This is a genomic window from Streptomyces sp. NPDC045846 (assembly GCF_056431605.1).
On sequence record NZ_JBWKKJ010000004.1, the window covers coordinates 1 to 22,901 of the forward strand.

Genomic DNA, 22,901 nt, shown 5'->3' on the forward strand with positions numbered 1-22,901 from the left:
CCCCCCCCCCCCCCCCCCCCCCCCCCCCCCCCCCCCCCCCCCCCCCCCCCCCCCCCCCCCCCCCCCCCCCCCCCCCCCCCCCCCCCCCCCCCCCTTCCCCCCCCCCCCCCCCCCCCCCCCCCCCCCCCCCCCCCCCCCCCCCCCCCCCCCCCCCCCCCCCCCCCCCCCCCCCCCGCCCGTGTACCGTCCCCGGCCGCGGGCGTACGTCATCCCGCCGTGGGCAGCAGGTTGAGCACCGGAGCGGCCTGGTCGGTGAGCTGGGTCAGCTGGCGCAGGTCATTGAGGTGATTGAGCCCGGCCAGCTGGTTCTTGACCGTGGGGAGCTGGGCCGTGTACTGCGCGGGGATGTTGGTCGTGGCGATGGTGTCGAGCTCGCTGACCGGGTTGATCGGCTTGACCAGCTTGTCGAGGGGCCCGGCGGCGCTCGCCGTCGACAGGGCGAGGCCCGAGACACCGGCGGCGACGGCAAGGACTGTGGCGATACGTCGTGTTGAGATCACGTGTGCACAACGGGGAGCGGCGGGAGCGGACACGGCCGACCCCCGCTCTCACCCGACAGGCCTACCTCCCCGGACGGCCGTAGAGGACAGCAGCTCCTGTCCGGGGGGAGTAGAACCCCGGGCAGGAGCTGCCGGCCCACTGTCCGCGCCGCGCCACGGATCCTGTTCCGCACGGTCCGACGACCCGTGCGGAGAAACGCTCTGTCGGACCGCTCGCACTTGGTGGCGCCGCGCCTCCTACAGGCCGTGCGGCCAGGCGTAGCCCTTGGGAATGGGCCCGCGGTCGGTGTCCCGCGCGAACACGAGGGCGATCTCGTCGTGGGCGCGCAGCACGATCGCCGCGGGGTTCCCGGCGACCTTGCGGCCATTGACGTACGCCGTCAGATGGCGGCCGCGGCCCGCGTGCAGGCCACCGATGCGGTCCTGGCCGAGCGGCACCCGCCATTCGGCCATGAACTGACCGAGCGTGAAGTCAGCCCGCCGCGGCGACTCGACGTGGATCACGCCGCTGGTGTCGTGGGTGTGCAGGGGGCTGATACGGCGGCGCGGCTCGTCGATGCCGATGGAGGCGGGGACGGTGACGGGCCGGCCGTCCACGAGGACGTCCAGGTGGGTGTGGGTGTGCTGCACCATGCCCTCGGCGGTCAGCATCTCCAGGCCCGCCGCCGCGACCGCGGCGGACGCGTCGGCGGGCGCGGGCCACGGCGGCAGCGCGTCCTCCCTCACGCCCGCCCGCTGCGGGTCGGGCCGCCCGGGCGCGGCCGCCGCGTCCCCGGTCGCGAGGGCCGTGACGGCGGTGAGCGCGAGCAGCGCGGCGAGGACGGTTCTGGGCGGACGGGGCATGGCCGGGCTCCTGGGCGTGGGGGTGGACCGGTGCGCGGGGCGCCGGAAGGTCAGAAGCTCGCCGTGGCGCCGGGTGCGCCCTGGACGGCGGGGGCGGTGAGACCGGCCTTCGGCAGGGTGACGGCGGGCAGCCCGAACAGCGCGGCGCGCGGCTGGCTGAGCGGGGCGCCGAGGTCCGCGCCGGGCGTGACGGCGTGCAGCGCGCTGCCGGGGCTGATCAGCGCGGGGGTGCCGAGGACGCCGGAGGACAGCGGGTCGGGCAGCGGCGCACCGAGGTGGGTGTCGGGCACCGCGGACTCGATCGGCACCGCCGGGACCATGTTCTTCGGCACCAGGTTGCCCTTCACATAGCGCGGCCCGTCGGGGGTGCCGGGGACGGGGAGGGGCATGCCCGTGCTCAGGGTGGGGGCTTCGAACGGAAGGACCGTGTTCAGGGCGCCGAGGGGCACGACGACCGGAACGGCCGGGGCCGCCGCGGCCGGCGCCACGGCCGCCGCGGTCGCCATGCATGCCATGACGCTCGCCAGACCCGCGCGTGAGGTGATTCCCATGGATGTTCTTTTCCTTCCCTGGCCTACTCGGCCGTGTCGCCCTGCAAGAACGACCCCGGTTGCCGGATCAGTGCAAAATTCGCCTGCTTGCAGCAATGCGGAGCCCATCGGCGGGGCGTGGCTCGACGGGGCGTGCCCTTGGCCCGGCTCGTGCGTTGTAGGCGACATGAACGTACGTCGATACCTTGCCGCCGCCGCAGCCGGAACCGCGCTCGCCGCCGCCCTGTCCCCGTCCGCTCACGCCTTCGACCTGGGCGGCACCCTCAGCAGTGCGGCCCGGACCACGAGCGCCGCCGGCGGGCAGATCAAGCCCGCGGCCGAAAGCGTCCTCGGGGACAAGGTGGGCGAGAAGGTGACCGCCGTGAAGGGCGGCGTCAAGGCCGGGACCGAGGCGGTCACCGCCGCCCGCGACGCCGTGAAGGCCGGGCACGACCTGGTCAGCTGACCCCGGCCCGCTGCTTTCCGCCCCGAATCCCCCCTCCCCACAGCCGCGCGGCGGCCAGGACGGTGCGAGCGTGACACACCCCCGGACGGCGTCCGCCCCCACCGCCGACCTCGCCGACCCGGCGTTCTGGAAGCTGCCCCCGGCTCAACGCCTGGCGCGCTTCGCCGAGTTGCGCGCCGAGCCGCGCCCGGCGTTCTTCACCGAGCGCCGGGCCACCCGGCACCGCCCCGAGCGGGGCTTCTACGCGCTGGTCCGGCACGCCGACGTCCTCAAGGCCAGTCGGCTGCCGCGGGTCTTCGCGAGCGCTCCGGGCGTCACCTCGCCGGAGCCCGCGCGCTGGGTGCGCGCGGTGTTCGGCGATTCGATGGTCAACCTCGACGGCGCCGACCACGCCCGGCTGCGCCGCATCGTCCAGCAGGCCTTCACGCCGCGGCTCCTCGCCGAGACCGAGGTCAGCATCCGCGAGCTGGCCGTACGCATCGTGGACGACATGGTCGCCGACCGGCCCGACGAGTTCGTCTCCGCGGTCGCCTCCCGCATGTCGTTCGAGGTCATCTGCGCGATGCTGGGGGTGCCCGACGCGTACCGGCACCGGATCGCCCGCCAGATCGACCGCGCCTCCGAGCACGCCGGGGTGCGGCGCGGCCTCGGCGCCCGGCTGCTGAGCCCCGGCAAGGGGCTGCGGGCGCTGGCCCGGATGGAGCTGACGGTGGCCCGGCTCGGCCGCGAGCGGCGGCTCCGGCCGACCGGCGACCTCATCTCGGCGCTTGTCCGCGCCGACCTGGACGGCCAGTCGCTGAGCTACCGCCAACTCGGCTCGTTCTTCTCGCTGTTGCTGGTGGCGGGCGTCGAGACGACCCGCAACGCCATCGCCCACGCGCTCGCCCTGCTGACCGACCATCCGGATCAACTCGCCCTGCTGATGGGCGACTTCGAGCGGTACGCGGACGGCGCCGTCGACGAGATCGTGCGGCACTCGACCCCGATCATCCAGTTCCGCCGGACCGTCACCACGCGCTACGTCCTGTCGGGCCACACCTTCCTGCCCGGCGACAAGGTGATGCTGCTGTACGCGTCCGCCAACCGCGACGCGTCCGTCTTCACCGACCCCGACGCCTTCGACATCACCCGCGATCCCAATCCGCACCTCGGATACGGCGGCGGCGGACCGCACTACTGCCTGGGCGCGCATCTGGCGCGGCTGGAGATCAAGGCGGTGCTGCGGGAGTTGCTGACGAGGCCGCTGGCCGTGCGCGCGCTCGGCGCCCCGGAGCTCGGCACGTCCAACTTCGACCACCGCGTCCGCAGGCAGCACTTCGCATTTGATGTGACCAAGCCCTGACCCCCCGGCCCGCCCCGCCGCGCGTACCCTCCCCGCGCACAGGGCGTTGTACCGGGCATGAACACTCACCACCGCCTCAGGGCCGCCACCGCCGCGGCCTCGCTCCTCCTCCTGGCCGCGCCCGGGGTCGCCGCGGCCGACACCGGCTCGGGCCACGGCAGCGTCACCGAGTTCGGCCACCCCAAGGTCCTGGGCGGCCAGGGCGACGTCGCCGAGACGCTGACCTCCGGCGTCGCCTCGCTGAGCGGGGCCCTCCAACGCGGGGGCGCCACGCCCGGGGAGCTCTGACGGCCCGGGCCCGCCGCGGGACCCCGGCGGGTCCGCCCTCGTGGAAGGCCGCGCTGTGCGCGCTGGTCCTGGCGGTCTCCGCGCTCCTCCCGCTCGCCTCGGACGACCGCCGCCCCCCGCGCCCGATGCCCCCCGCGTCCAGCACGGCGGCGGGCGTCTTCACCGGGTCGGACGAGGAGGGCGTGGCCCGGATCGCGGCGGTCGAGAAGTGGCGCGGCCGGGGCCCGCTGCGCGCGGGGCACACCTATCTGCCGGGCGGGACCTGGAGCGACATCGAGGGCCCGCCGGAGCTGCTCGCGCCCTGGGCCCGCTGGCGCCACCAGCGCGCGGACCGGCTCTTCGTCCTCAATGTGCCGATGCTGGACCACAACGAGGACGGCGTACCCGACGAGCGGGTACGGGACCTGCTCGCGCAAGGGGCCCGGGGTGCCTTCGACGGCCACTTCGCGAGACTGGCCGAGCGCCTCATGGGCCTCCAACTCCCGGACGCCGTCGTGGTGTTGGGCTGGGAGATGAACGGCGTCACCTACACCCACCGGTGCGGCCCCGACCCCGCCGCGTGGCGGGCGTACTGGCGTCGCGCCGTCACGGCGATGCGCTCGGTGCCGGGGCAGAGATTCCGCTTCGACTTCGCGCCGAACCGCGGACGGGACGCCGTGCCGTGGACGGAGTGCTATCCGGGCGACGACGTCGTGGACATCGTCGGCATGGACTCCTACGACCAGCCCGCGGGCCTGTCGTTCTGGGACCAGGTCGAGGAGCCGTACGGGCTGCGGGCGCAGGTGGTGTTCGCCGCCCGGCACCGCAAGCCGGTCTCGTACCCGGAGTGGGGGCTCTTCCGCAACGGGGACGACGCGGAGTACGTCCGCCGGATGGCCGCCTGGTTCCACCGGTACCGGCCCGTCTACCAGACGCTGACCGACTACTGCCCGCACGGCGTGTGGGAGTGCGGCGTCAATCCCGCGGCGGCGCGCGCCTACCGCGAGCCGTGACCTCCCGCAACCTGATCCGGCGGTCCCGCTGTGGGCCGTGCGGGGGTGCGGGCTGCGCCGGACGGGTTGTCTGTGCCTCGCGGCTCGCGTGGTCGAAGGGCCGTGTCGGCGCCGATCCCAATTATGCGTATCAGCATCTGATCCCCCTCCGGATTTCCTGTTGAAGGGTCGCAGGCATGTACAAGTTCACGGGTCCCGCAGCGCGGGCCGCCCTCGTCGCGGGCCTGGTCTCCGCGCTGGGCTCTGGGTATGCGGCGCACGCCGCGGGCCACCCCGTCACGGCGTCTCGGCACGGCACGTGCGCCCATCACTCCGGCGCCGGGGAGGGAACGGGGTACGACTCGCGCTCCGGCCCCCGCACCGCCGGGCAGCACGGCGCGAAGGACCGCGGACGCCACCCCTTCGCCGGCATGTGGGGCGAGGAGGAGCAACCGCCGCCCGGCTACGGCGGCTTCACCGAGGAGTCCGGGTACGGCCAGGAGACGCCGTGCTCACCGGCCCCGAGCACGCCCCCCGAGCAGACCCCCACCCCCGTCCCCAGCCCCACCTGGCCCACCGGCCCGACCCCGACCGGCACGCCGACCTGGCCCGCGCCGACCCCGCCGGCCAGCACCCCGCCGACGCGGCCGCCCACCTCTCCCCCGGCCACCGGGACGCCGACTCCCACGCCGACGTACCCGGACACCACGCCGTCCGAGACGCCGACCACGCCCGAGACGGCCCCGCCGGGCACCCCCGAGACGAGCCCGTCCCCGTCGTCCCCGCCGCACCTCGCGCAGACCGGCGCGGACTCCAACGCCTCGCTCCTGGGCGCGTTGAGCGTGGGCGCGGTCGTCACCGGAGCCGCGGCCCTCGCGCTGTCCCGGCGCGCCTCACGCGGCAAGTACGGGAAGTAGCGACCGCCCGGCGCTCGCCCGGAAGCGGGCAAGAACCGTTTTGGGCGATGGTGTCCGTTACTTATGGCCGATCGACACGTTGAAGTGAAATGACGACTGCGAGTCTGCGGTCGCGTGTCCATTCAAGGAGAACTTTGATGTCTCGTATCGCGAAGACGGCCGCCGTCGTCGCCGGAGCGGGCGCCGTGGCGCTTGCCAGTGCGGGTATTGCCGCTGCCGACGCAAACGCCGAGGCCGTCGCTGCGCACTCGCCCGGAGTCCTCTCCGGCAACCTCCTGCAGGTTCCCGTGCACATCCCGATCAACGTCTGCGGCAACACCGTCAACGTCATCGGGCTGCTGAACCCGGCGTTCGGCAACAACTGCGTCAACGCCGACAGCCACCACCACGAGGGCGGCTACGGGGAGTAGTTCCCCGGCTCCGTCCGGGCGCCGTCGTGACGGCGCCCGGACCGTCGATGAGTGTGGTGCCCGCGGCCTCCCGGACTTCTCCCCCCGGGAGGCCGTCGCCGTGTCAGGCGTACCGGTAGATCCTGCTGTGGTCGAGGAGCGCGGCGGGTGCCACGTCCCAGGGCGGCATCGGCTCGCCCAGCGCGGCCACCCGGCCGTGCTGCGGGTCCCCCGCCGGCGGGGCCACGTCCGGCAGGTACCGCTTGGACCGGGGGTGGGCGGCCTGCCAGCGCGACCAGAGGCTGTCGATGTACGCGTGGTGGAGCCAGAACACCGGGTCGTTGACGGAGGCCGCCCCGAGCATCACGCCGCTGACCCAGCGGTGCACCCGGTTGTGCGTACGGAACCGGGCGTTGCCCGAACCCGTGGTCCAGCCCTCCAGCTTGTTGCGGAAGCCGCTCCTGCTGGTGGAGTTCCACGGCGCGACGTCGTACACCGGGTCAGCGAGCGCCTGGGCGACGTCGGCGGGGGTGGGCAGGGCGATAGGGTCCTTGGGGCGGCCCATGTCACGGGTCAGGAAGCGGCCTTCGGTGACGTTGACCGAGATCTCCCAGTTCCCGTGCGCGTACGCGAAGGGCCCGGTCATGACCTGGAGGTCGCCGCGGCGCCCGTTGCCGCCCATGAAGTCGTCGCCCCACACCGTGGAGGCGGGCGAGTTGTCCCGCGTCCAGTCCCAATAGGGCACCGTCACACGGGGGTTGATCTTTTGCAGGGCCCGTTCGAACTCCAGCAGGAACTGGCGGTGCCAGGGCAGGAAGGACGGCGCCATGTGCGCGACCCGCAGCCCCTCGTCGCCGTCCGGGACGTAGAACTCGATGTGGGTGCGGACGAACTCGTCGTACTCACCGCGCCGTTTGAGTTCGAGCACGGCGTTCACGAAGGCCCTGCGCTCGGCGCCGGTCAGGTTCCGCTGGTTCTTACGCGTGTACGCCATGAGCGGCTCCCCCTCCGTGGCTGCCGTGTACGGGGACGGAGCTGAGCCGGGCCGGGCCCAGTTCGGCGGCGGCGGCGCGGGCGGCTTCCCGGGCGGTGGCGTACGACGCGTAGTGGTCGACGGAGCTCAGGTAGCCGCCGTCGGCGCGGCGCATCAGGTTCAGCTGCCGGCCGTCCACGAACACGGCGATCCCGGCGCTCTCGGTCTGGACCGGCCAGCCCTGGATGCGGTGCCCGGCGTACATCTCGTCGAAGGTGGAGCCCTCAGGCCCGGCCCCGCGCTCCGGCCCGGCCGCGCCCGTCGGCTCGCCGTAGGGCTCGGCGGCGGGGATGCGGGAGAGCGCGGTCGCGGTGAAGGCGACGGTCGCCGAGGCGAACAGGGCGCGCAGCAGGCCGCGCCGCGCGATGCGCCAGCTGGTACGGGGTGGGGGCGCGCCGGGCCTGGTGGGCTCGGGGGCCCGGCCTCGGGGGCGGGTGCGGCCGGTCCGGCATGCGCGCCAGAAGTGTGTCGCGTCGTTCATGGGCGTCTCCCTCGTGCTCGCTCGCGCGGACCCGTCCGGCACATGCGTGAGCCCCGGCAACCGTGCTGGTTCCGGGGCCCGTCCAAGCGTCCGCTCTCCCTTGATCGATGCCGGGTTCAACGAGTCCCGGGGTCTCAGGAAACGGCCGCCGCCGTGATGCCGCGGCGGCCGGGCTCTCCCCGGGCCGGTACTGGTTGCACGGCCCGGGGAGGCTTCAACCATGCGACTGGTCAGTGGGGTCAACGCTTCCGCGCGCGGGGCGTGGCGGCGGGGGCGGACGATTCACGCGGTCGGCCCAACGTTCCTGCACCCTCAGCCGGTCCAGAAGTCCCACCAGCGGGTCAGGATCAGCATGCCGACGACCCCGATGTGCAGCACGGGCAAAGCCCAGCCGAACTCGGCGAACAGCCCGCGCGCCCAACTCGGCGCGGGCAGCGCCCCCTTGACGAGATTGAGCGAGGTGACCTGCCAGAACAGAACGATCGTGGCGACCCACGCCAGGCAGCACCACAGGCACAGCGCGTCGATCCGGTAGAGCGACTCGAACTGGAGCCAGCTGACGAATCCGACGCCGAGCAGCGCCCCCGCGTTGAGCGTCAGCCAGTACCAGCGCCCGAACCTGGCGCCCCCGAGCAGGCTCATGCCGACGCAGGCGACGATCCCGTACGCGACCAGCCCCAGCATCGGGTTGGGGAATCCGAAGACGGAGGCCTGCGCGCTCTTCATGATGTTGCCGCAGGAGATCACCGGGTTGAGGCTGCATCCGGGCACGAAGTGCGGGTTCCGCAGCAGTTCGAACTCGTCGAGGGTGATGACCCACGACGCCAGCAGGCCGGCCGCGCCGGTGAGCACGACCAGCCGGGCGAAGCCGCGCCCGGCTCCGTACGCGGCGCGGCCCGGGCGCGGGGGGCCGGACGATTCGGTGACGGCCTGCCGCGGAAGCATCCCGTGGAGGGACATGGCCCTGGGCTCCCTTCTCGTCCGGCGCTGGGGTCAGCCGCGCAGGCGGCGGACGGGGAGCACGCAGTGGCCCGCGGTGGTGATGGTCTCCTCCGCGCCCGCGAACGCCCTCAACTGCTCGTCGTCGACGGCGACTCCGGGCACGGCATCCGGCCAGCAGCGGGTGGCGAACATGAACTGCACGGTGCCGCGCTTCGCGGCGGCCTCCAGCCATTCGGGCGGCGCGGGGCACTGGGCGACCATGGTCGGCAAGGTCAAAACGGCCCGCCCGGCCTGCACGATCAGAGTCAGCGGGAACGAGCCGCCGTGACTCTGGTCGACCACACTGCCGGCCGGCATGCCGAGCTCTTCGAGGAGCGCCCGTGCCGCGGCCTCGGCGCCCTCGGGACCCTGGGCCCCGTCACCGAGGGGGTACGCCATGAGGAAGGGCACGTCGCCGGACTCGTCGGGATGTTCACCGCTCCACGCGATGACGATGAGCGAGCCCAACAGGGCTGCCCGGGACGGCTGTACGGCACTGGTGGCTGAAGTCATGCCGGGACTCTAGGACATTCCGGGCCGAGCCCTTCGCAGCCGTCACTCATCCGGATGAATCGTCCGACACGGGTCGCACCGGGCTCGGGCCCCTTGCCGAGGCACGTGCCTCCAGGCACAGCGAAGCGGCTCCGGGATCCCCAACTCCACGGAGCCGCTCCACCACGTTTGCGTACCGTCCGGCGTGAACCGGCCGCGCGTCAGGAGTTGACGCAGGTGTTGCCGAAGGCCGGGTTCAGCAGGGCGATGACGTCGACCGTGTTGCCGCACACGTTGACCGGCACGTGCACCGGGACCTGCGCCAGGTTGCCGGACAGGACGCCGGGCGAGTGCGCGGCCACGCCCTGGGCGTCCGCGTCGGCGAAGGCGGCACCGGAGGCGGCACCCGTGGCAAGGCCGGCGGCGGCAAGGGCGAGCGCGGTCTTCTTGACAGAATTCATGGTGAAACCTTCCATTCGGGGGTCGCCTCAGCGTAGGCAAATGCCTGGAAGCCGCCGGAGGCGAACACGCCGGGTTTATTGTCTTTCCCTCGTACAGCGCACGGATGGGCCGCTCGGCCGATCAATTCGCTGTGGCGAAAGACTTGTTCGCCCCTGGTGACTAACCCAGCGGAAGGCCACCGAGGAGCTGGCCCGTACTCGGCGCCCCATTCGTCTTGTTGAGGTCCTTGGCCGTGCTGGCCACCGTGTGGAGCAGCGAATCGCCCGACTTGGGGTCGAGCAGGTTGGTGTGAACCGGTGCCAGGTCGGTCACGGGCGCGGTGGCGACGTTCTGGGCGATCGTGTCGAGACCGCCGTTCAGGCTCATGCGCGGGATGTCACCGGACGCGAAGGCCGGAGCCGCCGCACCCACGACCGCGAGGGAACCGGCGAGTGCCGCAGCAACCTTCATCGACTTCATCATCAATCCTTCCGCGGCGATTTCGATCGCCGTGTGGGCCGCACGCACGGCGCACCGCTGGCACCGCGCGTGTCGCTGAATGCATTGCGCTGCTTCGTCCTGGGTAACGACTCTTGGGCGGTTGGGAAACCGTTGTGACACGGATTCGTGGGCCGCCGTTCCCCTGCGGAAACCCGTCGATTGTCGTATGGGATTTCATGAATTCCGGCCGCCGCAAAAGCAGTTGTCCGGCTCGGAACGCTTCCGGACGGCCGAAAGCGCCGGTCCCCTTCTCGGGCCGGCGCTCTCGGCGGGGTACGGATTCAGACGGGCAGTTTGGGGAGCGGGGGCAGGCCGGGCAGCGAGGGCAGCGGCAGACCGCCGCCGAGCACGGTGGCCAGGACGACGCCGACGAGGCCGGTGACCACGCCGGTCGCGGCGGGCAGGATGGCCGCGACATTGAGGCTGGTGACGGCCTTGACCAGGTCGTCGATGGACTTCTTGAGCGCCGCGACGGCGTCGTCCTTGACGTCCAGGGGAGCGGCGGCCCGCTCCGCGCCGCCCAGCGGCAGGCCCGGCAGCGCGGGCAGTGCGGGGGTGGCGGGCGCGGCCGGCTTGGCGGGCGTCGCCGGGGCCGCGGACTTCGCGGCGTCGAGGGCGGAGGTGGCCTTGCCCGCGAGTGCCGTGGCATCGGTCGGGGAGGCCCCGCCGAGCACGCCGGTCACCAGGTCGGTCACCGGCGTGATCACCCCTCCGAGGCTGGCGAGGGACTTGACCTGTGCGAGCAGGGCGTCGGCACCCGGCACCGGTGCTTCGGCACGGACCGAGCGCGGCGGCTGGAAGTCGGCGGCCATCGCGGTTCCGGCGGATCCGACGACGATCGCCGTGGAAAGCGCCACTGCGGCCAGGCGCCGCGGTGTACGTGCACGCATGGAACGGGTCTCCTTCGGTGAGGGGCTCGCGAATTTCCCTCACCGTGCTGGCGACCCGCACCCCCCGCAACCGGATGATCGTCCTGCGTGACCGTCAGATCCCGTCCCCACCGCGCCCAACCGGCACAATTCCGCGCCGCGACCGGCTTCGGGGGCTACGGCCATCCGGGGCAGCACGAAGCCCCGGCGGCCCCTGGAAGGGGCCATCCGGGGCTTCGCCGGGGACTACTTGTTGACGCAGGTGTTGCCGAAGGACGGGTTCAGCAGGGCGATGATGTTCACCGTGTTGCCGCACACGTTGACCGGCACGTGGACGGGAACCTGCGCCATGTTGCCCGACAGGACGCCGGGGGAGTGGGTGGCCGCGCCGTGCGCGTCGGCGTCGGCGGAAGCGACGCCGGCCCCACCGGCGATGGCGGCAACGGCAGCGGTGGACAGGACCAGGGCCTTCGCGGTACGCGACATGGAGAAGTACTCCTAGGTTGAGAAAGTCATTGACCGGGTGTTGTCACTCGACCTACACCTCAACGCGGACCCGGGCGCCCGGTTTTGCCCCTAACGGGTGAACCCGGGTTTCCAGGCCCGCGGGAATGGCCAAGGGGCTTGTCCGGGCCGTGGACGCGGACCGCGTCCACGGCCCGGGGCCTTTCACCCCGGCGGCTTACTTGTTGACGCAGGTGTTGCCGAAGACCGGGTTGAGCAGCCCGATGACGTCCACCGTGTTTCCGCAGACGTTCACCGGCACGTGCACCGGAACCTGGAGCAGGTTGCCCGAGAGGACGCCCGGCGAGCCCTCGGCGACACCTTCGGCGCTCGCCCCGCTGCCGTGGCCCGTGGCCGCGGCCATACCGGCTCCGAGCAGCACGACCGCCGCCCCGGCGCCCGCGGTCGCGACGGACTTCGCAATTCGATTCATGGCTTTTCCCTTCGGGTGGAGATGAGGCCACCGATACAACGACCGTGTCGTCAACGGGATACGGCGGATAGCCCGAAGGGGACACTCCGGCGCACGCATTCATGACGGGACCGGGTTGTAAATACGGTTACAGTTGCCCCCGCCCAGGCGCCGGTGAAGGCCGGGAACTCCGGTGGCCGGGGCACCGGACCATGCGGAATTCAATGGGCGGGCCGCACTGCGGGGCGAGTCCCGCAGCATCTTTGTTCAGCTTTCATTTCGAGCGCCGGACCGGAGTGAGCGCACATGCCGACGAGAGCGAACACCCCCGGCGGGCCTGGGTCCGCGGAGGGCTTGAGTGTCCTGCACCTGGTTCAGCCCGTTGAGGGGGGCGTAGCCCGAGTCGTCACGGACTTGGTGCGGGACCAGCTGCGCAGCGGATTCCGGGTCACCGTGGCATGCCCCGAGGGAGGCCCGTTGAGCACCGAACTGACGCGCCTGGGCGCCCGGGTGTGTCCCTGGCGGGCCACCCGCTCGCCCGGACCCGCGCTGCTCGGCGAGACCCTGCGGGCGGCCCGGCTGGTGCGGCGCGTACGCCCCGACGTGGTCCACGCGCACAGCGCCAAGGCGGGGGTGGCCGCCCGGCTCGCCGTGCGCGGCCGGGTGCCCACCGTCTTCCAGCCGCACGCCTGGTCCTTCGAGGCCGTCGGCGGGGTCGTCGCGCTGCTGACCCGCGCCTGGGAGCGCGCGGCCGTGCGGTGGACCTCGCGCGTGGTGTGCGTCAGCGAGGGCGAGCGGGCCACCGGGCTGCGGGCCGGGGTGCGGGCGTCCTGCTCGGTGATCCCCAACGGCGTCGACCTGGAGCACTACAGCGCGCCCGACGCTCCCCCCGGCGAGGGCGGCGCGCCCCTGGTCGTGTGCGTGGGGCGGCTGTGCCGCCAGAAGGGCCAGGACGTGCTGCTCCGCGCCTGGCGGGACGTCCACGCGTCGGTGCCCGGCGCGCATCTGGTGCTGGTCGGGGACGGCCCGGACCTTGCGGCGCTGCGCGCGGCGGCGCCGGGCTCGGTGTCCTTCGTCGGCTCGGTCTCCGACACGGCCGCCTGGTACCGGGCGGCCGATCTGGTCGTGCTGCCCTCGCGCTGGGAGGGCATGGCGCTCGCCCCGCTGGAGGCCATGGCGTGCGGTCGGCCGGTGGTGGTGACCGACGTCGGGGGTTCCGCCGAGAGCCTCGCGCCGGGACACGCCCCGCTGTGCCTCGTACCGCCGGACGCGCCGGACGCGTTGGCGCGCGCCGTGACGCACCTGCTGACGAACCCCTCGCTGCGCGGCGTCCTGGCCCGCCAGGGGCACGAGCACGTATCCACCACCCATGACGTGCGGCAGACGGCCCGAAGCATCGCGGAGGTGTACCGCGACGTGGCCGCTCTGCAGCGCTCCGAGCACAGGGAACCCATCAGCCAGTGACCGCGGAAAGCATCGTCCCCTCCGCCGGAGGACCGCCCCACGGCTCCGGGATGTCATCGGGAAGCGTCGCGGTGGTCACGCCCCGCGAGGCGCCGGACCACTTCGTCCCCCCGGCCGGGCGGCCGCGCGCGGCGCAGGCGTTCGTGTCCGTGCTGCTCGCCGCCGACTGCGCGGCCGGGCTGCTCGGCATGCTCGTGCTGCCGTACTCCGGGCTGCCGCCGGGGCCCGCCGGGCTGCTCGTGACCACGGTGCTCGGGCTCAACGCCCAGGCCGGGCTCTACCGGCCGACGCTGGCGCGGGGCGTGCTCGGCGACGTGCCCGCGCTGTTCTTCCGCGCCCTGATCGCCTGGTGCGTGCTCTCGACGGTCCTCGCCCACCAGAGCGCCCTCGTGCACGAGTCGGCCGTACCGCTGTCGGTGTCCGTGGTCGCGGCCGGGTGCGCGGTGCAGACGCTGGTGAGCTCCGCGGGCCGCGGCGCCGCGCTGTGGCTGCGGCGCAGGCAGGCGGTCCGCAGGCCCCGGCCCGCCCTGGTGGTGGGCCCGGCGGCCACCGCCGTACGCGTCACGTCCGCGCTCGCGCGCCGGTCCGGCGGCGGCATCCGGCCGGTCGGGATGGTCGTGCCGCCCTCCGAGACCGCGGTCGAGGCGCCCCCCGTGCCGGTGCTCCGCAGCCTGGAGGACGTACAGCGCGCCGTCGTCCAGAACGGGGTGCGCGACTGCCTGTTCACGTACGCCCCCGAAATCCCGACCGCGGCTCCCCCGGCGCTCCTGGAGGCCATGGGCTGCACGCTGTGGCAGCTCGACACGCGGCCGCCCGGGCACGTCGTGGCCCAGCGCCAGCCGGACGAGCTCGCCGCCTTCCCCTGCCGTCCGCTGACCAGCACCCCCGCCTCCGCGCCCGGACTCTTCTTCAAGCGGCTCGTCGACCTGGTCGTCACCGTGCCCGCGCTGATCGCGGCGGCGCCGGTGCTGCTGGTGTGCGCGGTGGTCCTGCGCCACAGCGACGGACCCGGCGTGCTGTTCCGGCAGGAGCGCATCGGGCTGCGCGGCCGGGCCTTCACCCTCCTCAAGTTCCGCACGCTGCGCCCCGACACCGCGCACGAGGCCGCCACCCGCTGGACCATCGCCGACGACCAGCGGATGAGCCGGGCCGGACACTTCATGCGGCGTACATCTCTGGACGAGCTGCCCCAGCTGTGGAACGTGATCCGGGGCGACATAAGCCTCGTCGGCCCGCGGCCCGAACGCCCTTATTTCGTGGCCCAGTTCAGCCAGGCGCACCCCGGCTACGCGGCCCGGCACCGGATGCCCGTCGGCCTCACCGGGCTCGCCCAGGTGCAGGGGCTGCGCGGCGACACCTCGATCGAGGACCGGGCCCGCTACGACAACTACTACATCGACCACTGGTCGCTGTGGCAGGACCTGTGCATCCTGCTGCGCACCGCCGCCTGTCTCGTCCGCCCCACCGGGAGCTGAGCGTGCACGCCCTCGCCGCCGCGCCGCCGGCCCCCCTGTCGGCCCCGCTGCGCCGGGCCGCGCACCTGTCGCCGCTGCTCGCCGTGATCGCCCTGCTCGCCACTCCCCCGCTGGGCGGCGACGGCTCGGCGACCGCGGCCGACGCCGCCTGCGGGGTCCTCGTGGTGTGGACGCTGGTACGGGTCCTGCGGTCGGGCGCCCGGCCGCTGACCCGTACGGCCGCGATCGTCATGGGGCTCCCGGTGACCGGGATCTGCGTGGCCGCGATGGGCGCCGCCGACCCCGCCACCGCGGTCGCCGGGCTCGGCCGCTACCTCCAGATCTTCGTCCTCGTGCCGCTCGCCGTGCTGCTCCTGCTGCGCGACCGCGACGACTTCCGCCTGGTGGCGGCGGCCGTGGTGGCGCTCGCCCTGTTCGAGGGCGGCGTCGGCGTCCAGCAGTACCTGACCTCGACCGGTGCCTCCTACATGGGCGAGGACATCCGGGCGGTCGGCACCTTCGGCGCCTCGGACATCATGGGCATGGCCACCGTCGTCTCCTGCGGGCTGCTCTGCGCGGTCGGCCTCGCCCTCGATCCCGCGCCCGGGACCAGCCGCGCCCAGCGCCGGGCCGCGCTCGGCTGCGCGGCGCTGCTGCTCCTGCCGCTCGCCGTGTCGTTCAGCCGGGGTGCCTGGATCGCGACGGCGGTCGCGGCCTGCGCCCTGCTGCTGCTGTCCGGGGTGCGCCGGGCGCTGGCCGTCCTCGCGGTCACCGCGGCGGCCACCGTCGTCCTCGTCGGCGCGAGCGGGACCGGAACCCAGCTGCTCCAGGAGCGGCTCGCCAGCATCACGCAGGTCGAGAGCGCCCCCGACCAGTCCGTCACCGACCGGTACACGATGTGGGCCGCCGCGGAACTGATGTGGCGTCAAACTCCCGTCACCGGCGTCGGGTTGAAGGGCTTCCCGGACCACCGCGACGCCAACTCCTCGCTCGCCCTGTCCTCCGGCAGCGACACCGCGGGCGCGGGTGCCGCCTTCAAGCGCCAGCCGCTGCTCTCCCCGCACAACATGTACCTGCTCGTCCTCAGCGAGCAGGGCCTGCTCGGCGTGGTCACCCTCGTCGGCTGCTGGGCGTCGCTCCTGGTCAGCGGGGTGCGCAGACTGCGGATCACGCGCGGGCTGGGCACCCCGATGGACTGCGCGCTGGTCGCCGTCGGGCTGCTGGTGTGGCTGCTCGTCGACTTCTTCTACGGCGACATCGGCGGCCCCTCGACCGCCCTGACCGCGCTCGTCCTCGGCCTCGCCGCCTGGTGGGCGCTGGCCGCGCGAGGGGCGGTACGGCCGTGACGGAGACCGCCCGTCCGCTCCTGGCGGCCCCGACCGCGACCCCCGAACCCGGCCCGTCCGGGCGGCTGTTGGCGCGGGCCGCCCTGCTCACCGCCGTCCTCACCGTGGCCGGGGCCCTCCTCGGCCTGCTGCGCGACCAGGCCTTCGCGCACGTCTTCGGCGCCGACACCGACACCGACGCCTTCCTGGTCGCCTGGACGGTCCCGGAGGTCGCGGCCACCCTGCTCATCGAGGACGGGCTCGCCTTCGTCCTCGTACCGGCGTTCAGCCTCGCGCTGGCCGGGCGCGGCCCCCGGCCGGGACCCGATCCGGTACGCGCCCTGGTGGCGGCCACCCTGCCCCGGCTCGTGCTCGTGCTGACCGCGGGCGCGGCCGTGCTGATCGTCGCGGCGCCCGCCGTGGTCGCGGTGCTCGCGCCCGGGCTGCCCCGCCCGGACCTGGCGGTCGACTGCACCCGGCTGACCGCGACCTGCGTGTTCACCTTCGGACTCGCGGGATATTGCAGCGCCGCCCTGCGCGGCCACGGCCGTTTCCTCGCCCCCGCCTCGATCTACGTGGCGTACAACGTGGGCATCATCGCCCTGCTCCTGCTGTTCGGCGGCGCGTGGGGGGTGCGGGCCGCGGCGGCCGGGGTCGCGCTCGGCGGGGTGCTCATGGTGCTCGTACAACTCCCGGCGCTGTGGCGCAGCTGGCGCCGCCGGGAGCCCGCGGTCGTCCTGCCCGCCGCCCGCCGGCCCGCCCGGGCCACGGCGCAGGCGCTGCGGCTCGCCCTTGTCGCGCCGGTCGTGGTGTTCGCGCTCAGCCGCCAGAGCCAGGTCCTCGTCGAGCGGTTCCTGGCCGCGCCCCTGCCCGCCGGGGCCATCTCGCATCTGAACTACGCCCAGAAGGTGGCGCAGATGCCGATGGTGCTCTCGCTGATGCTGTGCACGGTCACCTTCCCGGTGATCGCGCGGGCGCTGGCCGCGGGCGACACCGAGCGGGCCAGGCGCCGGGTGGAAAGCGACCTGATCGTGGCGGGCACCATCGTGCTGCTCGGCGCCTCGGTGGTGGTGGCGGGCGCCCCGCGGATCATCGAGGTCCTCTTCCAGCGCGGCGCGTTCACCGTCCACGACACCGCGGCCACCGCGGCCGTGATGCGGGTGTACGCGCTCGGTCTGCTGGGCCAGACCCTGGTCGGGGTGCTGGCCCGCTCGTACTTCTCCGAGGCCCGGCCCCTGTGGTTCCCGGCGTGCGCCATGCTCGCCGGGCTCGCCGCGACCGCCGTCTCGGGGGCGCTGGCCGTACCGGTGTGGGGGGCGCCCGGCATCGCCGCCGCCAACGCGCTCGGCATCACGCTGACCGCGCTGCTGCTCCTGTGGGGCAGCGGGCGCCGAAGCATGGCACTGCCCAGCGGCTGGGTGTGCGGCCAGCTCGCCCGGCTCGTCGCGGCCGCGTGCGGCGCGACGGCCGTCTGCTGGTGGGGGGCATCGGCACTCTCAAATCCCGTACTCGCCCTGGTGGTTGGGGCCGTCGCCGCGACGCTCGTCTTCGCGGTGGTGGCGCGGCTGCTGCGGGTCCGGGAGTTCTGTCTGCTGTTCCGTCCCGTCACACGAAAGCTCTGGCATGCCCGTTGACACGGCAGTCGGCGACCCGAGGGGTCCACTGACTGGTTCGAGACCCCGACCCGCCGCACCGCTGTGGGTGGCCATGTACCACTCGGTGACCCACACCACGGAGGATCCGTACCACATCACCGTCTCCCCGAGCCGCTTCGAACGGCAGCTGCGCTGGCTGCGCCGACACGGCCTCAAGGGGGTGAGCATGGCCGAACTCATCCGGGCCCGCGCGGCGGGCGCCGCCCAGGGCCTGGTCGGCCTCACCTTCGACGACGGCTACGCCGACTTCACCGCCGAGGCCCTCGCGCTGCTGCGCCGCTACGAGTGCACGGCCACGGTGTTCGTCCTGCCGGGGCTGCTCGGCGCCACCAACGAGTGGGACCCCCTGGGCCCGCGCCGGCCACTGCTCGACGAGCGGGGCATCCAGCAGGCCGCCACCTGGGGCATGGAGGTCGCCTCGCACGGCCTGCGCCACCTCGATCTGACCCACACCGACGCGGACACCCTGCGCCGCGAGGTGCGGGAGAGCCGTCAGCTCCTCCTCGACCTCACCGGGCACGACGTGACGGGCTTCTGCTACCCGTACGGCGCCGTCGACCTGCGGGCCGTCGACGCGGTCCGCGCGGCCGGATACCAGTACGCCTGCGCCATCGACCCGGGCCCGCTCACCGGCCGCTACGCCCTGCCGCGCGTCCACGTCGGCGAACGCGACACCAGCTGGCGGCTGCACCTCAAACGGGGCCTGCACCGCTGGCGCCGCGAGACGCCCGCCGACCTCCCGGAGGGCTCGTGAAGGTCCTGCACGTCATCACCGGCCTCGGCGTGGGCGGCGCCGAACAACAACTCCGGCTGTTGCTCGGCCACTTGCCGTATCCGGCGGACGTGGTCACCCTCACCAACCCCGGCGCCGTGGCCCGCGCCATCGTGCGCGACGGCGGCCGGGTGCGGAACCTCGACATGGCGGGCAACCGCGACCTGTCGGCGCTGCCCCGCCTCACCCGGCTCATCGCCCGCGGCCGCTACGACGTCGTCCACACCCACCTCTACCGGGCCTGCCTGTACGGCCGCCTGGCCGCGCGGCTCGCCGGGGTGCGCACCATCGTCGCCACCGAGCACTCCCTGGGCGAGGCCCGCATGGAGGGCCGCCCGCTCGGCCCCGGCGTCCGCGGCCTGTACCTCGCGAGCGAACGGCTCGGCACCACGACCGTCGCGGTCTCCCCCACCATCGCGCGCCGCCTCGCCCGCTGGGGCGTGCCGGAGCGCCGCATCCAGGTGGTGCCGAACGGGATCGACGCCGCCCAGTTCGCCTTCAGCGCCCGCGCCCGCGACTCCGTACGCCGCCAACTCGGGCTGCCGCCACGGGCGTTCGTGATCGGCGCGGTCGGAAGGCTCGCCGCGGGCAAGCGGTTCCACACCCTCGTCGACGCGCTCGCCGAACTCCCCGACGCCCACTTGGTGTTCGCGGGCGGCGGCGAACAGGAGCAGCCGCTGCGGGCCCGAGCCGAACGGCTCGGTCTCGCCGAACGGGTCGTCTTCGCGGGCGAGTGCGTCCAGGACGGCACCTCCCCGGCGGGCCACCGCCCCACCCTGGCCGGAATCCTGTCGGCGGTGGACTGCCTGGCCTCCCCCTCCGGCGAGGAGGCCTTCGGCCTCGCCGTCGTGGAGGGCCTGGCCGCCGGACTCCCGGTGGCGTACGTGACCTGCCCGGCGATCGACGACCTGCCGGCCGCCTCGGCACCCGGCGCACTGCGCACGGACCGTACGGCCGCCGCGTTCGCCGAGGCGCTGGACGGCTTCCGCCGGGCGGGCGGCCCGCGGCTGCCCGTTCCCGACGCCGTACGCCGCTACTGCGTCAGCGCGACCTCGACCCAGCTGGTCCGGGTGTACGAGGCGGCGGCGGCCCGCGCTCCCCTGCCCTGCCCCGCGCCCGCGCCGCTGCCGGACGCGAGGACCGCGCCCCCTCAGGACCCGCAGACCACCCCGACGAACCTCCCGGCGAACCTCTCGGAGAAAGAAGAGTCCAGATGAGCAGAGTCTCCGGCCCGCGGCAGCGTCAGAGCACCCGCGGTCCGCTGCGCGCCCGGCCGCTGCCGCGCTGGTGGCCGCTGCCCGTGTGCGCGCTGCTCGGCGCGAGTGCGGGCGGCGTGTACGGCGTGGTGAAGACGCCCGAGTACAGCGCGACGAGCTATGTGGTGGTCACCCCGGCCGAGAAGGCCGACCCCTCGGTCGCCCTCGGCTTCGCGCAGGCCTACGGCCGGGTCGCGACCGAGGTCGCCGTCATCGGGGACGCCCAGGTCTGGGCGGGGGTGAGCGCGGCCACGCTGCGCGGCAGCGTGCAGACCGCGACCTCCCCCGACGCGCCGATGATCGCGATCACCGCGACCTCCGCCCGGGCGACGGACGCCGCGGGCATGGCCAACGCGGTGGCCCGGGCCCTGACCCTGAACGGCAGGCACACCCAGGCCGACACCGGCGTGCGGGTGGTGCAGTTCTCGCGCGCGGCCAAGCCGCTGGCCCCCTCGTCGCCGTCGGCCTCGCTGACCACGCTGGTCGGCGGGTGCGCGGGCGGGCTGCTCGGCGGCCTCGCCCTGCTGGCCCGGCCGCGCCGGCGCCACGAGCCCGAGCCCGGGATCACCGCGGCGGTGCCGGGCCCGGCCGGTGCCGCGTCGGTGCCGCAGGAGGTCGGCCAGTGAGCGGGCCGCGCGTGGAGGTCTGCACCGACGACCTGCGCTTCGCGGACCTCGCTCCGGCCTGGCACCGGCTGCATCGGAGCTGCGGCACCGCGACCCCGTTCCAGAGCCACACGTGGCTGCACTCGTGGTGGCTCTCGTACGGGGTGCGGGGGCGGCTGCGGGTCCATGTGGTCCACAAGGACGGCGAGTTGATCGGCGCGGCCCCGCTGATGCGGGTGCTGCGCCCGTTTCCGGCGCTGGTCCCGCTGGGCGGCACCATCTCGGACTACGCGGACGTACTCCTGGACGACGCCTGCGCCGAGGAGGCGGCCCGTGCCCTCACCGAGGCCCTGATGGGCTCGGCGCGCGGCGCCCTGATCGACCTGGGCGAGGTGCGCCCGGGCGCGGGAGCCGAGCGCCTGCACGCCAACTGGCCCTCCCTGAAACGGCAGTTGAGCGACTCGCGGTGCCTGGAGCTGCCCGCGGCGGACATGGACACGCTGCTCGCCCGGCTGCCCTCGAACCGGGCCCAGCGGGCCCGCGCCAAGCTGCGGAAGATCGACGCGCTGGGCATCGAGCAGCGCGACGTGCCGCCCGAGGAGGTGCCCGGCGCGCTGCGGACGCTGCTCGAACTGCACGGTCTCCAGTGGCAGGGCCGGGGGGTGACGCGCGAGCACCTGCGGCCCCGGTTCGAGGAGCATCTGGCGCGCGCGGTGGGCGAGATGACGCGGCAGGGCGACGCGGTCGTCACCGAGTTCCGCCTCGACGGCGAGGTCGTCGCGGCCGATCTGACGCTGCTCTCCCCGGCGCTCGCGGGCGGCTATCTGTACGGGGCGCACCCGGGGCTGCGCGGCCGCAAGGTCGACGTGGCCACGATGCTGCTCCGCGCCTGCGCCCAGCGCGTCGACGGCAGCGGGCGGGCCGCGCTGAGCATGCTGCGCGGCAACGAGCCGTACAAGCAGCACTGGCGGCCCGAGGTGCGGTTCAACCAGCGCTTCCTGCTGGCCCGGCGGCGCACCCTGCCTCTGCTGTGGGCCGCCGGGCTGCACGCGGAGCTGCGCCGCCGGGCAGGCGCGGCACTGCGGGCGTGGAGACAGTGGCGGGACGGAAGGCGCCGCCGCCCCGCCACTGAGTCGTCAGGACCGGTGTGAGTACCAGTCGAGGCGGAGGCAGAGCTTGCCCCCGATCCAGTGCTCGACCCAGGGGCCGAGGTCGATCGGCGAGCAGTTCGGGGGCGGCGTCGGAGTGACGGGCGCGGCCGGTTTCGTGCCCGGTCCCGTGCTCGGCTCGGCGGACGGCCGCGGGCTCACCGGCGCCGAAGGCTGCGGGGTGGGCTCGGTGCGTCCGTACAGGAGCGAGCGGTAGACCTGTGAGGCCTGGGGGTTGTCGGTGCACTCCCACACGCCGTGCGGGCAGTAGTCGGTGATGGTGTTGTAGACCGGCTTGTGCGCGTCCATCCAGGCCAGCATGCGCCGCATGTATTCCGGATTGTCGCCGTTGCGGAAGAGCCCCCATTCCGGAAAGGAGATCGGCTTTCCGTGCGCGGCGGCGAAGTCGGCGTGCTGCTGGAGCCCGTAGGGCTCCTTGACCTGCCGGTCGAAATCCTCGCCGGGGGGCTGGTCGTAGGAGTCCATTCCGATGATGTCGACGACGTCGTCGCCCGGATAGCACTCGGTCCACGGCACCGCGTCCCGCCCGCGGCTCGGCGCGAAGTCGAACCGGAATTTCTGCCCCGGCACCGAACGCATCGCGGTGACCGCGTTCTTCCAGTACTTCTTCCACGCCGCCGGATCGGGGCCGCAGCGGTGGGTGTACGTGGTGCCGTTCATCTCCCAGCCGAGCACGATCACCGTGTCGGGGATCTTGAGGTCGACGAGCCGCTCGGCCAGCTTTTTGAAGTGCTCGTCGTAGTCGCCCGCGGCCCCGTTGGCCAGGAGTTGGCGCACCCGGCCGTCGGGGATTCCGGCCTCGTTGAGGGCCTGCATCGGGACGTTGAGGACGAGGGTGCGGTCGGCGCGCTCGCGGCGCCAGGTGGCCCAGGAGTCGAGGAACCCCGCCCGGCCCTCGATGTCGGACCAGGTGTTCCCGGGCAGGTAGGTGTGGCCGACCCGGATGTCGGCCCCGCCGAGCCATTTCTCCAGGGCCGCGATCCGCTTCACGCCGAGGGGGCCGGAATCCAGAAAGGCCCCGAAATTCGCAACCGAGGGGTGGGCGGGGGGAGGGTCGTTGCCCGCCCCGGATTGCTGGACGCTCGCACCGGGTGCCAGTGCCAGACTGAAAAGGGCGCCCACCGACAGAATGCTCGTGGTGAAGGCCGCCGCTCGACGACGTCGCAGACGCATGTGCGCTCCCTTGTTTCTGAGAACCTCCCCGGACTCCCGGTTGGAAAATATTCTTATTGCGCCGATAG

General features: G+C 73.8%; 27 protein-coding genes. 14 read left to right on the top strand and 13 right to left on the bottom strand.

What is annotated here, in order from left to right:
* Positions 1-206: 206 nt before the first annotated feature.
* The 3 genes from AC07F3_RS12220 to AC07F3_RS12230 all read right to left on the bottom strand — a co-directional run bounded on the left by AC07F3_RS12220 (position 207) and on the right by AC07F3_RS12230 (position 1,894).
* Entirely contained in the window at positions 207-500 is a 294-nt protein-coding gene (locus tag AC07F3_RS12220; RefSeq protein ID WP_114039821.1) for a hypothetical protein, read from the bottom strand.
* A 237-nt stretch (positions 501-737) separates the two neighbouring features.
* A complete protein-coding gene (locus tag AC07F3_RS12225) occupies positions 738-1,343 on the bottom strand; it encodes a hypothetical protein (RefSeq protein WP_479113119.1) in 606 nt (201 codons plus the stop codon).
* A 50-nt stretch (positions 1,344-1,393) separates the two neighbouring features.
* Positions 1,394-1,894: a hypothetical protein gene (locus AC07F3_RS12230; protein ID WP_479113121.1), complete on the bottom strand. Its 501-nt coding sequence runs from the start codon at positions 1,892-1,894 to the stop codon at positions 1,394-1,396.
* A gap of 166 nt (positions 1,895-2,060) precedes the next feature.
* Between AC07F3_RS12230 and AC07F3_RS12235 the strand changes: the two genes are divergently transcribed.
* The 6 genes from AC07F3_RS12235 (at position 2,061) to AC07F3_RS12260 (ending at position 6,267) form a co-directional block, all read left to right on the top strand.
* Positions 2,061-2,339: a hypothetical protein gene (locus AC07F3_RS12235; protein WP_479113123.1), complete on the top strand. Its 279-nt coding sequence runs from the start codon at positions 2,061-2,063 to the stop codon at positions 2,337-2,339.
* A gap of 70 nt (positions 2,340-2,409) precedes the next feature.
* Positions 2,410-3,681 (top strand): cytochrome P450, encoded by a 1,272-nt coding sequence (locus AC07F3_RS12240; RefSeq protein ID WP_479113125.1) that lies wholly within the window; start codon positions 2,410-2,412, stop codon positions 3,679-3,681.
* 57 nt (positions 3,682-3,738) lie between these two features.
* On the top strand, positions 3,739-3,969 hold the full coding sequence (locus AC07F3_RS12245; protein ID WP_479113127.1) for a hypothetical protein: 231 nt from the start codon (positions 3,739-3,741) through the stop codon (positions 3,967-3,969).
* A 125-nt stretch (positions 3,970-4,094) separates the two neighbouring features.
* Positions 4,095-4,961: a glycoside hydrolase family 26 protein gene (locus AC07F3_RS12250; protein ID WP_479113129.1), complete on the top strand. Its 867-nt coding sequence runs from the start codon at positions 4,095-4,097 to the stop codon at positions 4,959-4,961.
* A 176-nt stretch (positions 4,962-5,137) separates the two neighbouring features.
* The gene (locus AC07F3_RS12255; protein WP_479113131.1) at positions 5,138-5,857 is read left to right on the top strand and encodes a hypothetical protein; all 720 of its coding nucleotides are present in this window, start codon (positions 5,138-5,140) and stop codon (positions 5,855-5,857) included.
* A 137-nt stretch (positions 5,858-5,994) separates the two neighbouring features.
* Complete coding sequence (locus tag AC07F3_RS12260; protein ID WP_479113133.1) at positions 5,995-6,267, top strand: chaplin; 273 nt, start codon at positions 5,995-5,997, stop codon at positions 6,265-6,267.
* A gap of 103 nt (positions 6,268-6,370) precedes the next feature.
* Here the strand turns inward: AC07F3_RS12260 and AC07F3_RS12265 are convergent, their stop codons facing one another.
* The 9 genes from AC07F3_RS12265 to AC07F3_RS12305 form a co-directional block, all read right to left on the bottom strand.
* Positions 6,371-7,240 carry a tyrosinase family protein gene (locus tag AC07F3_RS12265; RefSeq protein ID WP_479113135.1) on the bottom strand — a complete coding sequence of 290 codons (870 nt, stop codon included), beginning with the start codon at positions 7,238-7,240 and terminating at the stop codon, positions 6,371-6,373.
* Positions 7,224-7,760, bottom strand: a complete 537-nt coding sequence (locus tag AC07F3_RS12270; RefSeq protein WP_479113137.1) for a tyrosinase family oxidase copper chaperone — start codon at positions 7,758-7,760, stop codon at positions 7,224-7,226. The genes AC07F3_RS12265 and AC07F3_RS12270 overlap by 17 nt, the downstream gene beginning before the upstream one ends.
* Positions 7,761-8,072: 312 nt before the next feature.
* Positions 8,073-8,720, bottom strand: coding sequence for a vitamin K epoxide reductase family protein (locus tag AC07F3_RS12275; protein ID WP_479113139.1), 648 nt, complete (start codon positions 8,718-8,720; stop codon positions 8,073-8,075).
* Positions 8,721-8,753: 33 nt separating this feature from the next.
* Positions 8,754-9,254, bottom strand: coding sequence for a DUF5949 family protein (locus AC07F3_RS12280; protein WP_479113141.1), 501 nt, complete (start codon positions 9,252-9,254; stop codon positions 8,754-8,756).
* 200 nt (positions 9,255-9,454) lie between these two features.
* Entirely contained in the window at positions 9,455-9,694 is a 240-nt protein-coding gene (locus tag AC07F3_RS12285; RefSeq protein WP_479113143.1) for a chaplin, read from the bottom strand.
* A gap of 160 nt (positions 9,695-9,854) precedes the next feature.
* Positions 9,855-10,145 carry a hypothetical protein gene (locus AC07F3_RS12290; RefSeq protein WP_479113145.1) on the bottom strand — a complete coding sequence of 97 codons (291 nt, stop codon included), beginning with the start codon at positions 10,143-10,145 and terminating at the stop codon, positions 9,855-9,857.
* Positions 10,146-10,456: 311 nt separating this feature from the next.
* Positions 10,457-11,065: a hypothetical protein gene (locus AC07F3_RS12295; protein WP_479113147.1), complete on the bottom strand. Its 609-nt coding sequence runs from the start codon at positions 11,063-11,065 to the stop codon at positions 10,457-10,459.
* 225 nt (positions 11,066-11,290) lie between these two features.
* Entirely contained in the window at positions 11,291-11,530 is a 240-nt protein-coding gene (locus AC07F3_RS12300; protein WP_479113149.1) for a chaplin, read from the bottom strand.
* Between the two features lie 196 nt (positions 11,531-11,726).
* Positions 11,727-11,981, bottom strand: coding sequence for a chaplin (locus AC07F3_RS12305; RefSeq protein ID WP_479113151.1), 255 nt, complete (start codon positions 11,979-11,981; stop codon positions 11,727-11,729).
* A gap of 285 nt (positions 11,982-12,266) precedes the next feature.
* Here AC07F3_RS12305 and AC07F3_RS12310 point away from each other — a divergent pair, with 285 nt between their 5' ends.
* Genes AC07F3_RS12310 through AC07F3_RS12345 form a run of 8 tightly spaced genes read left to right on the top strand, consistent with a single transcriptional unit; the run spans position 12,267 to position 21,642 of the window.
* The gene (locus AC07F3_RS12310) at positions 12,267-13,424 is read left to right on the top strand and encodes a glycosyltransferase family 4 protein (RefSeq protein WP_479113153.1); all 1,158 of its coding nucleotides are present in this window, start codon (positions 12,267-12,269) and stop codon (positions 13,422-13,424) included.
* A 50-nt stretch (positions 13,425-13,474) separates the two neighbouring features.
* Positions 13,475-14,899, top strand: a complete 1,425-nt coding sequence (locus tag AC07F3_RS12315) for a sugar transferase (RefSeq protein WP_479113155.1) — start codon at positions 13,475-13,477, stop codon at positions 14,897-14,899.
* Positions 14,900-14,901: 2 nt separating this feature from the next.
* A complete protein-coding gene (locus AC07F3_RS12320; RefSeq protein ID WP_479113157.1) occupies positions 14,902-16,224 on the top strand; it encodes an O-antigen ligase family protein in 1,323 nt (440 codons plus the stop codon).
* Positions 16,221-17,837, top strand: coding sequence for a murein biosynthesis integral membrane protein MurJ (gene murJ / locus AC07F3_RS12325; protein ID WP_479113159.1), 1,617 nt, complete (start codon positions 16,221-16,223; stop codon positions 17,835-17,837). Before AC07F3_RS12320 ends, murJ begins: the two co-directional genes overlap by 4 nt.
* Positions 17,827-18,612, top strand: coding sequence for a polysaccharide deacetylase family protein (locus AC07F3_RS12330; RefSeq protein WP_479113161.1), 786 nt, complete (start codon positions 17,827-17,829; stop codon positions 18,610-18,612). The genes murJ and AC07F3_RS12330 overlap by 11 nt, the downstream gene beginning before the upstream one ends.
* Complete coding sequence (locus AC07F3_RS12335) at positions 18,609-19,847, top strand: glycosyltransferase (protein WP_479113163.1); 1,239 nt, start codon at positions 18,609-18,611, stop codon at positions 19,845-19,847. Before AC07F3_RS12330 ends, AC07F3_RS12335 begins: the two co-directional genes overlap by 4 nt.
* Positions 19,844-20,512, top strand: coding sequence for a YveK family protein (locus AC07F3_RS12340; RefSeq protein ID WP_479113165.1), 669 nt, complete (start codon positions 19,844-19,846; stop codon positions 20,510-20,512). The genes AC07F3_RS12335 and AC07F3_RS12340 overlap by 4 nt, the downstream gene beginning before the upstream one ends.
* Positions 20,509-21,642 (top strand): GNAT family N-acetyltransferase, encoded by a 1,134-nt coding sequence (locus AC07F3_RS12345; RefSeq protein WP_479113167.1) that lies wholly within the window; start codon positions 20,509-20,511, stop codon positions 21,640-21,642. Before AC07F3_RS12340 ends, AC07F3_RS12345 begins: the two co-directional genes overlap by 4 nt.
* Here AC07F3_RS12345 and AC07F3_RS12350 read toward each other — a convergent pair.
* Positions 21,628-22,833 carry a glycoside hydrolase family 26 protein gene (locus tag AC07F3_RS12350; RefSeq protein ID WP_479113169.1) on the bottom strand — a complete coding sequence of 402 codons (1,206 nt, stop codon included), beginning with the start codon at positions 22,831-22,833 and terminating at the stop codon, positions 21,628-21,630. The genes AC07F3_RS12345 and AC07F3_RS12350 overlap by 15 nt on opposite strands.
* Positions 22,834-22,901: the final 68 nt, after the last annotated feature.

Excerpts from the sequence above, each read along its gene's own strand:
- AC07F3_RS12225 (WP_479113119.1), bottom strand. The coding sequence starts at position 1,343 with ATGCCCCGTCCGCCCAGAACCGTCCTCGCCGCGCTGCTCGCGCTCACC.
- AC07F3_RS12230 (WP_479113121.1), bottom strand. The coding sequence starts at position 1,894 with ATGGGAATCACCTCACGCGCGGGTCTGGCGAGCGTCATGGCATGCATG.
- AC07F3_RS12235 (WP_479113123.1), top strand. The coding sequence starts at position 2,061 with ATGAACGTACGTCGATACCTTGCCGCCGCCGCAGCCGGAACCGCGCTC.
- AC07F3_RS12245 (WP_479113127.1), top strand. The coding sequence starts at position 3,739 with ATGAACACTCACCACCGCCTCAGGGCCGCCACCGCCGCGGCCTCGCTC.
- AC07F3_RS12250 (WP_479113129.1), top strand. The coding sequence starts at position 4,095 with ATGCCCCCCGCGTCCAGCACGGCGGCGGGCGTCTTCACCGGGTCGGAC.
- AC07F3_RS12255 (WP_479113131.1), top strand. The coding sequence starts at position 5,138 with ATGTACAAGTTCACGGGTCCCGCAGCGCGGGCCGCCCTCGTCGCGGGC.
- AC07F3_RS12260 (WP_479113133.1), top strand. The coding sequence starts at position 5,995 with ATGTCTCGTATCGCGAAGACGGCCGCCGTCGTCGCCGGAGCGGGCGCC.
- AC07F3_RS12265 (WP_479113135.1), bottom strand. The coding sequence starts at position 7,240 with ATGGCGTACACGCGTAAGAACCAGCGGAACCTGACCGGCGCCGAGCGC.
- AC07F3_RS12270 (WP_479113137.1), bottom strand. The coding sequence starts at position 7,760 with ATGAACGACGCGACACACTTCTGGCGCGCATGCCGGACCGGCCGCACC.
- AC07F3_RS12275 (WP_479113139.1), bottom strand. The coding sequence starts at position 8,720 with ATGTCCCTCCACGGGATGCTTCCGCGGCAGGCCGTCACCGAATCGTCC.
- AC07F3_RS12280 (WP_479113141.1), bottom strand. The coding sequence starts at position 9,254 with ATGACTTCAGCCACCAGTGCCGTACAGCCGTCCCGGGCAGCCCTGTTG.
- AC07F3_RS12285 (WP_479113143.1), bottom strand. The coding sequence starts at position 9,694 with ATGAATTCTGTCAAGAAGACCGCGCTCGCCCTTGCCGCCGCCGGCCTT.
- AC07F3_RS12290 (WP_479113145.1), bottom strand. The coding sequence starts at position 10,145 with ATGAAGGTTGCTGCGGCACTCGCCGGTTCCCTCGCGGTCGTGGGTGCG.
- AC07F3_RS12295 (WP_479113147.1), bottom strand. The coding sequence starts at position 11,065 with ATGCGTGCACGTACACCGCGGCGCCTGGCCGCAGTGGCGCTTTCCACG.
- AC07F3_RS12300 (WP_479113149.1), bottom strand. The coding sequence starts at position 11,530 with ATGTCGCGTACCGCGAAGGCCCTGGTCCTGTCCACCGCTGCCGTTGCC.
- AC07F3_RS12305 (WP_479113151.1), bottom strand. The coding sequence starts at position 11,981 with ATGAATCGAATTGCGAAGTCCGTCGCGACCGCGGGCGCCGGGGCGGCG.
- AC07F3_RS12310 (WP_479113153.1), top strand. The coding sequence starts at position 12,267 with ATGCCGACGAGAGCGAACACCCCCGGCGGGCCTGGGTCCGCGGAGGGC.
- AC07F3_RS12315 (WP_479113155.1), top strand. The coding sequence starts at position 13,475 with ATGTCATCGGGAAGCGTCGCGGTGGTCACGCCCCGCGAGGCGCCGGAC.
- AC07F3_RS12330 (WP_479113161.1), top strand. The coding sequence starts at position 17,827 with ATGCCCGTTGACACGGCAGTCGGCGACCCGAGGGGTCCACTGACTGGT.
- AC07F3_RS12340 (WP_479113165.1), top strand. The coding sequence starts at position 19,844 with ATGAGCAGAGTCTCCGGCCCGCGGCAGCGTCAGAGCACCCGCGGTCCG.
- AC07F3_RS12350 (WP_479113169.1), bottom strand. The coding sequence starts at position 22,833 with ATGCGTCTGCGACGTCGTCGAGCGGCGGCCTTCACCACGAGCATTCTG.